The 16,234-nt window shown below is 34.5% G+C and carries 12 protein-coding genes; 11 read left to right on the top strand and 1 reads right to left on the bottom strand.

Annotated features, from left to right (window positions below; genetic code table 11):
- Positions 1 to 234 precede the first annotated feature (234 nt).
- The gene (gene ccsA / locus G9Q29_RS05660) at positions 235 to 3,447 is read right to left on the bottom strand and encodes a cytochrome c biogenesis protein CcsA (RefSeq protein WP_166134198.1); all 3,213 of its coding nucleotides are present in this window, start codon (positions 3,445 to 3,447) and stop codon (positions 235 to 237) included.
- A 200-nt stretch (positions 3,448 to 3,647) separates the two neighbouring features.
- Between ccsA and G9Q29_RS05655 the strand changes: the two genes are divergently transcribed.
- From G9Q29_RS05655 to G9Q29_RS05605, 11 genes are all read left to right on the top strand, one after another.
- On the top strand, positions 3,648 to 4,421 hold the full coding sequence (locus G9Q29_RS05655; protein WP_166134637.1) for a Rossmann-like and DUF2520 domain-containing protein: 774 nt from the start codon (positions 3,648 to 3,650) through the stop codon (positions 4,419 to 4,421).
- Entirely contained in the window at positions 4,405 to 4,932 is a 528-nt protein-coding gene (locus tag G9Q29_RS05650) for a KdsC family phosphatase (RefSeq protein WP_166134189.1), read from the top strand. The genes G9Q29_RS05655 and G9Q29_RS05650 overlap by 17 nt, the downstream gene beginning before the upstream one ends.
- A 21-nt stretch (positions 4,933 to 4,953) precedes the next feature.
- Positions 4,954 to 5,874 (top strand): geranylgeranylglycerol-phosphate geranylgeranyltransferase, encoded by a 921-nt coding sequence (locus tag G9Q29_RS05645; RefSeq protein WP_166134187.1) that lies wholly within the window; start codon positions 4,954 to 4,956, stop codon positions 5,872 to 5,874.
- Positions 5,867 to 6,451 carry a Maf-like protein gene (locus tag G9Q29_RS05640; protein WP_166134185.1) on the top strand — a complete coding sequence of 195 codons (585 nt, stop codon included), beginning with the start codon at positions 5,867 to 5,869 and terminating at the stop codon, positions 6,449 to 6,451. The genes G9Q29_RS05645 and G9Q29_RS05640 overlap by 8 nt, the downstream gene beginning before the upstream one ends.
- Before the next feature lie 5 nt (positions 6,452 to 6,456).
- The gene (locus tag G9Q29_RS05635; RefSeq protein ID WP_166134183.1) at positions 6,457 to 6,993 is read left to right on the top strand and encodes a mechanosensitive ion channel family protein; all 537 of its coding nucleotides are present in this window, start codon (positions 6,457 to 6,459) and stop codon (positions 6,991 to 6,993) included.
- Between the two features lie 151 nt (positions 6,994 to 7,144).
- The gene (locus G9Q29_RS05630; protein WP_166134181.1) at positions 7,145 to 8,350 is read left to right on the top strand and encodes an AI-2E family transporter; all 1,206 of its coding nucleotides are present in this window, start codon (positions 7,145 to 7,147) and stop codon (positions 8,348 to 8,350) included.
- A 107-nt stretch (positions 8,351 to 8,457) separates the two neighbouring features.
- The gene (locus tag G9Q29_RS05625) at positions 8,458 to 10,260 is read left to right on the top strand and encodes a hypothetical protein (protein ID WP_225872892.1); all 1,803 of its coding nucleotides are present in this window, start codon (positions 8,458 to 8,460) and stop codon (positions 10,258 to 10,260) included.
- 285 nt (positions 10,261 to 10,545) lie between these two features.
- The gene (locus G9Q29_RS05620) at positions 10,546 to 11,079 is read left to right on the top strand and encodes a hypothetical protein (RefSeq protein WP_166134177.1); all 534 of its coding nucleotides are present in this window, start codon (positions 10,546 to 10,548) and stop codon (positions 11,077 to 11,079) included.
- Between the two features lie 157 nt (positions 11,080 to 11,236).
- A complete protein-coding gene (locus G9Q29_RS05615; RefSeq protein WP_166134175.1) occupies positions 11,237 to 13,768 on the top strand; it encodes a PIG-L family deacetylase in 2,532 nt (843 codons plus the stop codon).
- Positions 13,769 to 13,888: 120 nt separating this feature from the next.
- Positions 13,889 to 15,613: a sodium:solute symporter gene (locus tag G9Q29_RS05610; protein ID WP_166134173.1), complete on the top strand. Its 1,725-nt coding sequence runs from the start codon at positions 13,889 to 13,891 to the stop codon at positions 15,611 to 15,613.
- Positions 15,614 to 15,650: 37 nt separating this feature from the next.
- Positions 15,651 to 16,082 (top strand): hypothetical protein, encoded by a 432-nt coding sequence (locus tag G9Q29_RS05605; protein ID WP_166134171.1) that lies wholly within the window; start codon positions 15,651 to 15,653, stop codon positions 16,080 to 16,082.
- Positions 16,083 to 16,234: the final 152 nt, after the last annotated feature.

The following is a 16,234-nucleotide window of genomic DNA, read 5'->3' as shown; positions in this document are numbered from 1 at the left end:
AAACTAATTTTATAAAGAGAAGAGGGTTCAACAACAGTTGAGCCCTTTTTTTATAAACCAATTAAGCACAGTAATTAATTACTTTGGTATCGATAATTGGGAGAAAATTTATTTCTTGTTTTAAGTAAATCATATTGCAAATAGTACAATCAACTATTAACTTTTTGTGATTTAAAGAACAATAAAAAAGCCCAACTAAAATAGTTGGGCTTTTTTATGAAGATAAGTTATAATTTACTTCTTATAATATTTTCTATACTTAGGATACGAAACTGCACCAAATAAAGCAATTCCACCCAAAGTATAATAAATCCAATTTAAAGAGTGAGCTTCTCCACTTGCATACGAGTGTAATCCTACTAAGTGAAAATTAACTCCGTAATATGTAAACAAAGTTGATAAAAATGCGAACATACTCATTAAATTAAAAATCCATTTACCACGCAATGATGGAACAAAACGCGCGTGAATTACAAATGCATAAACCATAATAGTAATCAAAGCCCACGTCTCTTTAGGGTCCCAACCCCAGTAGCGTCCCCAACTTTCATTAGCCCACTGACCTCCTAAAAAGTTACCAATAGTAAGCATTATCAAACCAATTGTAAGTGCCATTTCATTGATATAGGTAATCTCTTGAATATTTAAATCCATTTTTACTTTATTCTTTTCATTGGTAAACAACATTAACAACAAAGCAACACCTCCTAAAATCATTCCTAAAGCCAACGGACCATAACTACCAACGATTACAGCTACGTGTATCATCAACCAATACGAATTTAAAACCGGTTGTAAATTGGCAATTTCAGGATCAATCCAGTTCAGATTACCAGCAAATAAAATCATAGCGGTTACAAAAGCTGATGACGCTACTGTAAGTTTTGATTTGCGATCAAAAGCCAATCCAAAAAACATAGTCGCCCACGCAATATATATAATTGATTCATAAGCATTACTCCACGGGGCATGACCAGATATGTACCACCGTGCAATTAGCCCAACTGTATGCAGTGCAAATAGAAGTCCAATAACAATATGCATCCCGTTAACCGCATAATGTAACCATTTACGTTCTTTAAAAATTTGTAAAATTGTAAACAACAACATTAAAATAGAACCTAACATATACCAAGTTTGCAGCTTATTAAATACATCAAACTTGTTATATAAAATTTCTGAGGAAATCCTATCTTCACTTGGTCTTACTTTACTACCAAAACGTTTTTGAAAACCAGTAATACTCTCTACCAATTCATCTGAAGTATTAAAATCGCCAGTGGTGGCTGCGTTTGCAAGTGCGCCAAAATACAATGGTAGGACACTTTTGGTGTAAGTTGCTTCCATTCCTTTTATTCCAGCTTCATTCAATTCTAAAAATGATACCCATTTGTTATTGGCATCGTTTGGAACAGGGAAAATCTTCAAAATTCTACCGCTCAAAGCAGATTCCATTAAGTTAACTCTTTTGTCTGTTTCAATGAAATCCTTTTCAAATTGATTCGGATTGGCCGCGCTGAAGGAACTCTCAAGGTATTTGGCCAATTTGTAATTTCCTTTTTCATCAAAAAATGAAACAAAAGGTGCCACTTTTGCTTCTTTATCTACACCAATAATTTTTCTGATACTGTCATTCCCTCTTCTTAAATGAATGATTGGAATATCAATCCAATAGTTAGCATATTGCGTCATCGATAGAAAAACTTGGTCCGAATTCATATCATTGAACGAGTTGCTCTGACTCACCTTACGCAACAATTCCGAAGAAAAAGTGTTAATAGGTTTCATTCGTCCACCGGCATCTTGAATAACCAAACGTGCAAACTTAGCCGCATGTGCCTCTGAAACTTTGTTTTTAGTAATAAAAGCTAAAAGTTCAGATTGGCTTAATTTTTTTTGTGAGTGGCTCGCATGTTGTGTTGGCGCTGGCGCAGCTGCAGTCTCTTCATGCACATGTCCTTCATGTTCGTCATGATTGTGTTCTTGCGCTTGCGCGAATGAACCCAAACTAAACAACAGCAATACAGCAGGTAAAAACTTAGCCTTTTTGGTTTTAACAACTTCTAATTTTCGCTTTAAGTCAGCAAAACGAGAGTGTTTTGTAAATAAGATGGCCATCATAGCAAAATAAAGAATAAAATATCCAACGTAAGTAAGTCCCGTACCCCAGAAATCATGGTTTACAGAGAGAATAGTACCTTTTTCATCTGGATCAAAACCAGATTGAAAGAAGCGGTAACCATCATGGTCTAGTACATTGTTCATATAAATACGTGCATCAAAAGTTTCCTTGTCTTGGACTGTTACTTTACTTTCAAATGAAGAGTAACTTTTTTCAGTACCCGGATATTTTTGAGCTATAAAATCGTTTAGTTTAATTTTAAAAGGCAACTCATAGGCTTTACTTCCGAAAAATAAAGTGTAATCAGTTTTACCAATTTTAACAGTTTTAGGTTCTCCTACTTTACCTTTTGAACCCAATAGCGTTACTGATTTTTCCTGACCTTCAGCAATCAATTTTACTGTTAGCGCGTCTTCGTGAGTTTTTGCTTTAAAATCGTTGTTCGATTTGTAATCGATAATTCCTTTTACAGCCGGATCTGGAAAAACGAATCGCATATCGCCCACGCTATACAACGAACGCATCATCAATGGCTGAACATTATCTTTGGTTACTTTACCCTGTAACTTGTCGGCCATTCTCATAAAATTACCTTCAAAAGGAGTTTGAATTGTGTATTCTTTTCCAGTTGTTATAATATTTATGGCACCATCCGTATATTTATTCAGCGAAAACAAAACGTTGTGAATGTTTTGAACTTCGCCTTCTTTTAAAAAATGCTCGTGTCGGCCGCCATCGCCTGCCTCTACAATTTTTAGATAAGTAATTCCTTTTGGATCTGGTTTCACATACTCTGTTGCACCCATGACAAAATTTTCGTACTCTACCTCAAATGGTGTATCAGCAAATTTACCTGACATTGTAAAATCATTTGAGGTCGCAGGTGAAAACAACACCTTTTCCTCAAAAACTCTGCGTCGCATTTGGCCTTGATATTCCCCATCAACAAAAACAGTCAAAAAAGTTTTCTCTGAAAAAACTTGGTTTTCAGTTGCACCTTCACGTATTGGCATAACACCTTCATAGCTTATATATCGAGTAACAAAAGCTCCCAAAATGATGAATATGAAAGATAAATGCAGCAACAATGTCGCCCATTTTTCTTTTTTTAAAAGTTGGTAACGCTTGATATTACCAATGAAATTGATCACAAAAAAAACATGAATGGCTTCAAACCACCATGAATTGTAAATTAAAATTTTTGCGGTATCTGTATTGTATTTGCTTTCAATAAAAGTTCCTGTAGCCATAGCAGCAGCGTATGCAACAAACAAAAAGGCCATTAAGCGAGTTGAAAACAAAAAAGAAACTATTTTTTTCTCCATTTTTATGGGGTTATGTTTTGTAAAAGTGCCACAAAAGTACTTAAAAATGTTGACTTCGCGAATCGCACATTTGTTAATTAAATCAAAATTAAGAAGGTATTGAAAGCCTGATTTTTTTGAAACTGAAAGCATTACAAAACAGTAACAAGAGTGATTTTTCTTTGCAAAAATTTGCCATATTTTTTTTCTATTTTTGCATGATGATCAAAGTAGTAGTAATAGGCTCAGGAAACGTTGCGCAACATTTAATTGCCGCGTTTGAATATGAAAATTCACATGGCAGTGATGTAGAATTAGTGCAAGTTTACGCTCGAAATTCTGCAACCATTACACCTTTAGTTCCTTGGGACCAAATTACCTCTTCTTTTGAAGAATTAATCGAAGCCGATTTGTACATCATTTGTGTATCCGATGATGCTATAGCCGAAGTGTCCTCTCAAATACCTTTCAAAAATAGATTGGTGGCTCATACATCAGGAGCGGCAGGACTTCAAATTTTAAACGACAACAATCGGAAAGGTGTTTTTTATCCACTTCAAACGTTTACTAAAAACAAAGAAATTAATTTTAGACCCATACCTATTTGTATCGAAAGTGAAAATGCAACTGATTTTCATGTACTTCAAAAAGTAGGAAAAGTAATTTCAGATAAAGTTATAGCCATCAATACCGAGCAACGCCAGGCATTGCATGTAGCTGCGGTTTTTGCTAATAATTTTACCAATCATTTGTACGCTATCGCTGCAACAATTTGCCAAGAAAATCAAGTTCCATTTGACATACTTGAACCATTAATTCAAGAAACAGCAGCAAAAATTCAAATACTCTCACCCATCGATGCACAAACAGGCCCAGCAAAACGCAACGATCAAAATACCATAACAACACACCTCAATTTTTTAAAAGAGGAATACCAAAAAGAAATTTATTTACTTTTAACTCAATCGATACAAGAAAATGGCAAAAAGCTATAAAGAAATAATGAATGACATCACTAGTTTTATTTTTGATGTAGATGGTGTGCTCACAGACGGTTCAGTATTTGTAACCAATGAAGGCGAAATATTAAGAACTATGAACATAAGAGATGGTTATGCTATTAAAGCCGCGATCGAAAGTGGCTATAAGGTATGTATCATTTCTGGCGGGAGTAATGAAGGAGTTCGTATCCGTTTACAAAACTTAGGCATCACAGACATCTATTTGGGAACTCCAGATAAGGTAGCTACTTTTAACGAATACACAGCCGTTTCCAATATCAATCCTGAGCAAGTTCTGTACATGGGTGACGATATTCCTGATTATCATGTCATGAAATTAGTAGGATTAGCAACTTGTCCGCAGGATGCTAGCCCTGAAATTAAAGAAATATCAGGATATATTTCACATAAAAATGGTGGTAAAGGTGCAGTGCGAGATGTGATTGAACAAGTAATGAGAGTTCAAGGCAAATGGATGGAACATTTTAACGGACAACACGATTAAAAGAAAAAGAAATAATAGCTTATGAATTTTCTTCGCCTGATTCGCTATCAAAATCTAATGATGCTGGCCTTAATGCAGTTGCTATTTCGATTTGTATTTTTTAAATGGCAATCAATACCGCTAGCACTTGCCGATTGGCAGTACCTTTTGTTGGTTATCGCAACTTTTTGCATTGCCGCAGGTGGCTATGTAATCAACGATATTTACGACCAACAAACTGATGCTGTCAACAAACCTGGAAAACAAATTGTTGGAGTGACTATTTCAGAGCAAAAAGCCTATAATTACTATATTGCTTTAACTACAGTCGGCGTAGCTATTGGTTTTTATCTGTCGAATGTGATTATGAAACCTAGCTTTGCAGCTGTCTTTATCTTTATTGCTGCCACTCTTTATTTTTATGCTACTAGCTTAAAGCAAATGGTACTTGTGGGTAATTTTGTGGTGGCACTATTGTTATCAATTAGTATATTGATAATTGGTGTTTTCGATTTGTATCCTGCAACCGGCTTAGATAACCAAAAGCAAATGCGTCTCTTTTTCTCTATCTTAACAGATTATGCCATATTTGCTTTTATAGTCAATTTATTGCGCGAAATGGTCAAAGATTTGGAGGATTTAGACGGCGATTCACAGCAAGGAATGGCAACTTTACCTATTGTTTTAGGCGCCATCAAAACAAGTAAATTGGTATTTGTGCTTAGTATAGCTCCGCTATTCATTTTGTTGCGCTACATCAATATGTATTTGATGGATTTGCTTTTTGTAGTGGTCTACCTTTTAATTTTTGTAACTGGTCCACTACTCTATTTTACCATTAAAATGTGGTCTGCAAAAAATAAATCTGATTATCATTTATTGAGTTCAGTGCTTAAATGGGTTTTGTTCTTTGGAATCTTATCAGTTGCACTGCTCAATCTAAATTTACAATACAATGCTTAAAGATAAATTAAAAAAATACCAAATAATCCTAGCGTCAGGTTCTCCGCGCAGGCAGCAGTTTTTAAAAGACTTAGATTTGGATTTTGAAATTCGATTAAAAGATACTGAAGAAGTTTATCCATCACATTTGCAAGCGCACGAAATAACAGATTATTTGGCTGTTTTAAAAGCGGATGCGTTTGAAAATGAACTACCCGATAATGGTATTTTGATAACCAGTGACACCATTGTATGGCACAAAAACATAGCGCTTGGCAAGCCAAAAAATGAACAAGAGGCTATCTCAATATTACAATCACTTTCAAACAGCTCCCACGAAGTTATTACCTCTGTTTGTTTTAAAACGAATGAAAAAACGACCGTTATTCATGAATACAGCAAAGTCACTTTTCATAATTTGACCAAAGAAACTATTCAATATTACGTAGAAAACTACAAACCCTACGATAAAGCCGGTTCCTATGGCATTCAAGAATGGATTGGTTTTATTGGAGTTGCAAAAATTGAAGGTTCTTACACCAATATAATGGGATTGCCTACTGACAAAGTATTTGATTATTTGAACCAATTACCTTAAATCCTATGAATTTATCCATTATTCAAGAGTATTCTCGAGAGATAATCGCTAGCGGAATAACTGCAATAGTTTTTTTTATTTTACGTATTGTAACTACTAAATTGGTACGTAGATATGCGCAATCGCACCAAACCATTGAACACCGAACTAATTTGGTGATTAAATACTTGCACCTATTTTTAAACATTCTAGTAGTTATTGCTTTAATCATAGTTTGGGGAGTTCAAGCAAAAGATATCATAATTGCTTTGAGTTCTTTTACAACAGTTGTAGGCGTTGCCATGTTTGCTCAATGGTCTATTTTGAGTAATATCACATCAGGGATTATTTTGTTTTTTTCGTTTCCATTTAAAATTGGTGATGTAATTAAAATTCACGACAAAGATTTTCCTATTCAAGCAGAAATTGAAGACATTGGTGCTTTCCATGTTTTTTTGCGCACAATTGATGGGGAACAAATAATTTTTCCAAACAATTTATTACTACAAAAAGGAATTTCAATTTTAAAAAATGAGTTCCACGATCAAGATTTCATTGATTAGATGAGATTAAACGGAATTGTAACTTTATATCAGAAGTTTAAATTCTATAACTTTCAATCCTAAATATGTAAATAGTTAGTTTTTTTTTGATTCATCTTTGCTCTTTAAAAATTTAGTTTTATAACTTTAATACTTATAAAAAAAACATAATATGAGCAACTCGATGCAATTCCCTTTTTACGCGAAACTTACTTTCATTTTATTAGCATTAATTTCATTGCTATTTTTGTTTTATATCGGTCAAGGAATTCTGGTGCCCATAATCATGTCGTTTTTGTTTGCTATTTTACTATATCCAATAGTTCAATTTTTGAAAGCAAAATTGCGATTTCCAAACGTGCTTGCGGTAATGATTGCCGTTATTCTGTTCGTTCTATTCTTTGTTGGATTGTTTGTTTTTCTTTCTTTTCAAATTAGTGATTTTACTGAAGATTTTGATAAAATAGAAAAAAACTTAACCATTCATTTAGGAAATATTCAGGACTACATTCGCACCAACTTCAACTTAAGTTCTTCTGAACAAAAAGAATACATTGATACAGCTGCAGAAGATTCTATGGAAAAAGGTAAAGAGATAATTGGTACAACGCTAATGTCGTTCACGGATACCTTATTAAATCTTACTTTAATACCAATTTATACTTTTTTAATTTTACTGTATCGCACCCATTTCTTGATGTTTTTAGGAAAACTAGTAAACAAAGAAAACCATGCTCAATTAAAAGATATTTTAACCAACATCCGAATGGCCATAAATAGTTATATCGTTGGTTTAATCATCGAACTAATTTGTGTAGCAACAATGACTACTATTGGCTTTATGCTAATTGGGGTGAAATATGCTATTTTACTAGGAATCATTACTGGCATCTTAAACTTAATTCCCTACATCGGGATTTTATTTGCAGGTGTTTTAAGTATCGTGGCCTCGTTAACAGGTTCACCTGACTTGTCAGTAATAGTTGGAGTAATTGTTGTTACAGTCGTGGTACAATTGATTGATAATAATATTTTAGTACCAATGATTGTTAGTTCGAAAGTAGAAATTAACGCTTTTGTATCTATCATCGCTATCATCATTGGAGGAGCAATCGCGGGTGTTTCGGGAATGTTTTTGGCACTTCCAATATTGGCTATGCTAAAAGTAATTTTTGACCGCATTGAATCTTTAGAACCATGGGGATATTTGATGGGCGATCATTTACCCAAAACCTATACATGGAGGAATATTAAGCTACCACTTTTTGATTCTGAGGAAGATACCGAACCAAAAACCAATGTCATTAAAGCAGATGTGCCAGTGCCTGTATTCACAGAAACTACAACTATAACAGATGCAAATACCCCAAAAACATAGTATCTTAGCAACTGTCTCAAAAATCGTATTGCAAAAGAAAATTGTATTTTTTTTACCCAGCTATTATTTGTAGGCGCAACTATTTTATGAATACTTTTTTCAAAATAATGTTTTGTGTGCTGTTCTTTTTTGGAACAACAATTTCGTTTGGTCAAAAAAGAGAAGGGAAAAAGGATTCAACGACCATCGCAAAAAACATAAACTCATTTTCAAAAAAGAATAAGTTTAACAAACTGTTACACAAATTAGTCTTTAAAAGAAATTCTATTCGCAGTAGAAGCACACCACAAATTCAAAAAAAATACAGTCCATTTGAAGGTAAAATAATTCGTAAAATAAACATAATTACACTTGATCCCTTTGGATATTCTGATACTGATACACTTAAAAAACCAACTCGGTGGGCAGAAAAACTGGGGAACAGAGCGCACATTAAAACCAACCGATTGGCAATTTTAAATTTACTGTTAATTAAGAAAAACAAGGCTTTCGACTCCTTACTTGTGCGGGAATCTGAGCGTTTAATTCGAGCACAACGGTACATTAATAGGGTTGATATTACACCCGATAGTAGCACTACAAGCACTGATTCCGTTGATGTAACTATTCGCGTGTTGGATTCTTGGAGCATGCTTCCGCAAGGATCTTTATCCAGTTCCAGAATCAATTTCGAATTGAATGAACGCAACTTTTTGGGTTCCGGACATCAATTTCAAAATAAAATCACCAACCGCTTTGAAGATGGTAAAACTGCTTATGATGTAGGGTATCGCATTCCAACTATAAAAAATACCTTTGTTAGTACTGATATCAAATACAGATTGGATTTAGATGGGTACTATAACAAAAGCGTAGGACTTGAGCGCCCATTTTACTCCCCTGTAGCCAAGTGGGCAGGTGGTATTTTTATAGAACAAAACTTCAGAAAAGATACGCTGCCAGATGTTAATTCGGTTTTTGAATTTCAAAATTTCAAATTTAATACACAAGATTTTTGGGTTGGTAGGGCTTTTCAAATTTTTAAGGGTCAAACAGTAGACGATCGAAGCTCTAAACTGGTGCTAAGCGGACGATTTTTAAATATTCAATATAGCGAAAGTCCAACAGCTGTTTTTGATCCTGATAATTTTTACGCAAACGAAAAACTAGCATTAATTGGATTAGGTATTACCTCACGACGATTCGTAAGAGACCGATACATCTTTCAAAACGGTATTATTGAAGACGTACCAACCGGCAAAATATATGGTTTAACCGCGGGCTACCAAAATAAAAATCAAATAAATCGCTTTTATGCAGGCGCAAGAGCTGCTTTCGGACACTTTTTTGAATGGGGTTTTTTAAGTACAAATATAGAGCTAGGCTCCTTTTTTGATGGATCGAAAACCCAGCAATCAGCTTTTACTTTCGAAGCCAATTATTTTACTAACTTAATGAGTATTGGAACTTGGAAAGTGAGACAATTTATAAAACCTCAAATTGTTCTAGGTGCTCACCGATCTAGTATTATTGGAGACCAGTTATCAATCAATCAAAATGAAGGATTAAGTGGTTTTAACACGGCACAATATGGAACTCAAAAAGCATTGGTAGTTTTACAAACTCAAGCCTATTCACCATGGAAATTGTGGGGATTTAGATTAAATCCTTACGTAAATTATTCTTTAGCGACTTTAGGAAATAGTAAGAAAAGCATTTTAAGTAGTAAAGCCTATTCTAAGTTAAGTGTCGGATTCATTATTAACAACGACTATTTAGTTTTTAGTGCATTTCAAATTTCTCTTTCGTATTATCCTTCGATTCCCGGCAATGGTACTGATATATTTAAAACAAATGAATTAGAAACTACTGACTTTAGATTACAAGATTTTGATTTGGCCAAACCTCGCATAGTTAATTACAGATTGTAAATTAAATACTTTCTGATTACGAGATCAAAATTAGCTATAACCAAAGCAGAAGAAAAAAGAATCTAAGCTCTAAAATTTACTGCTTTTAAAAAATTTTACATCGATGATAAAGGAATTATCAAAGATTAAAATGTTTTTTTTTAGAAAATATTTCATTGATTTACAAACACTTAAAAAACCAAGTGAAAAGAAATTTTTAATTCTGGCACAGTTGTTGAAAATTCGAAAATAGAAATATTTCAAAAAAGCAATTGCACTTAATTTTATACCTTAAAATCACATATTATGAAAACATATAAACTACTCGCTGTTGCACTACTTCTTTTTGCAAGCAGCACAATAGAAGCACAAGTATCAGTAAACGTAAACATCGGTCGTGCACCTCAATGGGGACCTGTTGGTTACAATGATGTATCTTACTATTATATTCCAGACATTGAAGCCTACTACGATGTTCGCGCTACTCAATTTATTTATTTTGGAGATGGAAGATGGGTTCGTTCAAGAACTTTGCCATACAGATACCGTAACTATGATTTGTACCGAGGTTATAAAGTAGTACTTACTGATTACCGAGGATCAAGACCATACGCTAACTTTAATACGCACAAGGTAAAATATTACCATGGATACAGAGGACGTCCGCAACGTAACATAGGTAGAAACGATCGTGATGTATATGTTACTAAAACCTACGTTGACAAAAGAAAGTATTATGATAGAGACCATGATAGAGGAAGAGGTCATGACGACCACAGAAAAGGTGGTCGAGGACACGACGACCATGAACGAGGCGGAAGAGGTCATGATAGAGACTAACTTTTCAGGTAACACAACTAGAAAGAGAGAGAACCAAAGCTGTTTTATCTCTTTTTTTGTTAAAAAAACATTGTAGCATTAAAGAAAAGTGAAAACATTTCTACAAAAAATATTTAATTCCTACATTTGAAGCTACTGCCAACTAAATTTTAAAAGAATGTTTAAAAAACTAGTTCAATTATTTTCTTGTATCCTATTTTTTGCTCCTACCCTACGCGCTCAGCAACCCGCCAAATTAAATAGTGTAGAAATTTATAACCAAATAGAAAAATTAAATTTTTTAGGATCAGTGCTTTATATTGCTGCACATCCTGATGATGAAAACACACGATTGATTTCGTATTTGGCTAACGATCAAAAAGCAAGAACAGGTTATTTATCATTAACTCGAGGTGATGGTGGACAAAATTTAATAGGAACACAACTAAGGGAATTATTAGGCGTAATCAGAACTCAAGAACTTATTGAAGCTAGAAAAATTGATGGAGGAGAACAGTTTTTTTCTCGTGCTAATGACTTTGGTTTTTCTAAAAATCCAACCGAAACACTTGCCATTTGGGATAAAGAACAAGTTTTAGCAGATGTAATTTGGGCTATCCGAAAATTTCAACCTGATGTAATTGTAAATCGATTTGACCATCGTTCGGCGGGAACAACTCACGGACATCATACCGCATCAGCCATGCTAAGCGTAGAAAGTTTTAAAGAGGCTGCAAACGCAAATCGATTTCCTGAACAATTAAAATGGGTACAACCGTGGCAAACCAAACGACAATTTTTTAACACATCGTGGTGGTTTTATGGCACTATCGAAAAATTTAATACTGCCGACAAAACAAATCTAATTGCTTTACAAACGGGTGTGTATTTTACGGGTATTGGCAAATCAAACCAAGAAATTGCAGCTTTGAGTCGTAGCCGTCATCAATCGCAAGGATTTGGTAGCACAGGCGCTCGTGGCGAAGAAATAGAGTATCTTGAATTTATAAATGGTACACCTTTACAAGATAAAAAATCACTTTTTGAAGGAATTGACACTTCTTGGAATCGCGTTAAAGGCGGCAAACCTATTGGTGAATTATTGACTGCTATTGCCAAAGATTTTGATCATAAAAATCCAGCTGCAAGTATTCCAGCTTTAGCCAAAGCATACAGTATGATGACCGCTTTAGGTGACAAGCAGTGGGCTCCTTTGAAAGCTGCTGCAGTAAAAGAACTAATTGCGGCCTGCGCAGGCTTGTACCTTGAAGCCGTTTCTCCTATTCAAGAAACAACTCCTGGAAGTGTTTTGAAATTAAAAATGGAGGCTATCAACCGAAGTAATGCACCTTTCCTATTGCAAAGTGTAACTGCATTACCAGAACAAAACACGACTACAATAGAGAAAGATTTAAAAAATAACATTGTTCAAAATTTTACAATCGACTTAAAATTACCAGAAACAACAAACTATACGTTCCCTTATTGGTTGAGTGAAAACGGAACCGTTGGCATGTATGCTGTAAATAAGCAAGAAAACATTGGTATTCCTGATATTATCCGCGAAGCGAAAGTGGTTTTTAACCTTCAAATTAATGGAATTACACTTCCTTTTGAACGCACTGTCGTTTACAAATACAACGATGATGTGAAAGGAGAAATCTATAACTATCTTGATGTGGTGCCAGACGTTACCACTTCCATAACCGATAAAGTAATTCTATTTAGAGACAACAAATCCAAGTATATTGGAGTAAAAATTAAAGCGGGCAAAGATGCTGTGAAAGGAACTTTAGCGCTCGAAGTTCCAACCAACTGGAAAGTAATACCAACTACTATTCCGTTTGAAATTGCCAGAAAAGGCAGCGAGCAATTGGTATTTTTTGAAGTCACAGCGCCACAAAATGCCACTGAAGGTTTTGCAAAAAGTGTCGCAACGGTAGACGGAAAACGATTTGATAAAGAGCAAATCATCATCAATTATGACCATATAACGAAACAACAAGTATTGCAAACAGCGCAAACGAAAATAATTAAAACCGATTTAAAATCCTTTGGTGAAAAAATAGCTTACATCATGGGCGCTGGAGATGAAGTTCCTAATAGCTTATCTCAATTAGGTTACAGCGTTACCATTTTAAAACCAGATGCAATTACACCTGAAAGTTTAGAATCGTTCGATGCAGTAATTACTGGCGTACGTGCTTACAACACCGTAAATGCACTCAAAAACAAACAAGAAATTCTTTTCGATTTTGTAAAATCAGGTAAAACAATGATTGTTCAGTACAATACACCTACTGATTTAGTTACCGAAAATTTAGCACCTTACTCATTGAAATTATCTCGAGATCGCGTGACCGAAGAAGATGCGGAAGTTCGTTTCTTAGCTCCCAATCATCCTGTTTTAAATTTCCCAAACAAAATAACTTCGGCAGATTTCAAAGGCTGGAAACAAGAGCAAGGTTTGTACTACCCAAGTACCTTTGACAAAGCTTTCATATCTATCATATCATCAAACGATCAAGGTGAAACCCCAAAAAATGGAGCTTTATTGGTAGCGCCTTACGGAAAAGGACATTACATTTACACAGGACTAAGCTTTTTTAGAGAACTACCTGAAGGTGTAACCGGCGCCTATAAATTATTGGCCAATATGATCTCAATTCAACAAACCACAACAGTACCTGCACAAAAAATAAAGCCTTAAAACAAAACCATGGAAACCAAAAAACCAAAAACCTGGAAAAAAAATTATACTTGGGTGCTCCTAGCCAATGCACTCTACATCTTGATCTTTTGTCTTATTATGAAATTATACGCCTAAACTATGCAATTATTTGACTGGGTTATCCTTATTGTTACCTTACTTTTTATTGTTATTTACGGCGCTTGGAAAACCAAAGGCAGTAAAAATGTTGAGGATTTTATTTTAGGAAATAACGAAACTCCTTGGCATGTAGTGGGACTTTCGGTAATGGCTACACAAGCGAGTGCGATCACTTTTCTGTCAACTCCCGGACAAGCGTATCATGACGGAATGGGCTTTGTGCAGTTTTACTTTGGTTTGCCAATAGCTATGGTACTTATCTGCGTTACCTTTATTCCTTTGTACCACAAATACAAAGTATATACCGCTTATGAATATTTAGAAAAACGTTTTGATTTAAAAACCCGTTCGCTGGCAGCTATTTTATTTTTGTTTCAAAGAGGTTTAGGTACAGGACTAACGATTTACGCACCAGCAATTATTTTATCGGCTATTTTAGGGTGGAATCTCACCTACATGAATATTGTGATTGGTGTTTTGGTGATTATTTATACTTTTTCAGGAGGAACAAAAGCGGTAAACGTGACTCAAAAACAACAAATGTTTGTAATCATGTCGGGAATGTTTATTACTTTTTTCTTGATATTGTATTACTTACCCAATGATATGACTTTTACAAGTGCGTTGCATATCGCTGGGGCAAATGATAAAATGAATATCGTTAATTTCTCTTTCGATCCAGAGGAAAAATACACTTTTTGGAGCGGAATTACAGGCGGATTTTTCTTGGCCCTAGCCTATTTTGGTACCGATCAATCGCAAGTTGGTCGCTACTTATCAGGAAAATCAGTGCGTGAAAGTCAAATGGGACTCATCATGAACGGACTCTTAAAAGTACCAATGCAGTTTTTCATTCTACTAACGGGTGTGATGGTATTTGTATTTTTTCAATTCAATCCCGTTCCTTTGAACTTTAACCCAAATAACAAAGCCCTGATTGAAAAATCAACTTACAAAGGCGAATATAACGCTCTTGAAAAGAAATTAAACGAACTTTCAGAAGATAAAAAGGTAATCAACTTATTGTACATCGATCAGTTAAATCAAGATTATGACAATCCGATTTTAAGAAAAGAATTAGTAGCTCTATCCTCAAAAGAAAAAGACTTACGCGACCGCGCCAAAGAAATTATTTCAAAAGCCGATAGCAACAGCGAAACCAACGATAAGGATTATGTGTTTTTTCATTTTATCCTCAATTATTTACCAAAAGGTTTGATAGGCTTACTGTTAGCAGTTATTATCTCAGCGGCCATGTCATCAACAGCATCGGGATTGAATGCGCTGGCCTCAACAACAGCAATTGACATTTACAAACGAAATGTAAAAGAGGAAAAATCAGAGAAACACTATTTGTACGCCACCAAATTTTTTACATTGTTATGGGGTGTAATTGCTATTTTATTTGCCTGCGTAGGAACTTTGTTTGAGAACTTAATTCAGTTGGTCAACATCATCGGTTCTATTTTTTACGGAACGGTACTAGGAATCTTCCTTGTTGGTTTTTACAGCAAAAAAGTACAATCAAAAGCTATATTTTATAGTGCAGTAGTATGTCAGTTGGCGATTTTTGTAATTTACTACTATGCTATTTACATCTATCCAAGTGGCGAAGAAAAGCTTGGTTATTTGTGGTTAAACTTTATTGGCGCAATGGGAACAATTGTACTCTCTCAATTACTACAGTACACGATTTTCAGAAACGAAAAGGCAGTAGAGGCTTAATATTAAGTTTAGTGAACAGTTTCAAAAAGTCTACTTAATGCACATACTAATATTTATACCAATTCTCTTAGTTCTTATTTCTTGTAAAAAGGAAAACATTGAAGGTATAGCAATTGGAAAAACTTTACTCGAAAATCAAAGTTTTGCAGATAATAAAAAGCTTGCTGATATCATTAAATCACCATTAAAAGGCGACTACGATTCTTTAAGAAGGCTTAATCATTTTCAGTGTGGCGATGGAGCAGGATGTTACGATAAAGGTTTTTTAATAACTCAGATTATTTACAAAATTGGAGAAAACAATTTTATTAAAATGATTAACAAACTAGACCGCAAAGAATTGAATGGAATAGAAGATTTCATTAACACTGGATTAGAATATGGAGACAACAACAATGATGGCAAAATGGATAACAAAATAGCCGATGAGGAATTTCCACTTTTAATGAAAAAATTAAGTGAAAAATAAAAATGATTATCTATTAGGCTTTACGTAATATAGTATTTTATACTTGTAAAACTTGATCTGAACATAGGACGATTTCAAAAATCCAATTAATGAACTCCAGTCTTTATTAGACAACAACTAGATAAAAAACTACCATCCGGATAACTATTAGG

The sequence above is a fragment of the Flavobacterium turcicum genome (genome assembly GCF_011365745.1).
In the GTDB taxonomy this organism is placed as follows: Bacteria; Bacteroidota; Bacteroidia; order Flavobacteriales; family Flavobacteriaceae; genus Flavobacterium; species Flavobacterium turcicum.
Note: the sequence above shows the minus strand (reverse complement) of the source record. Positions and strands in the feature narration are given on the sequence as shown.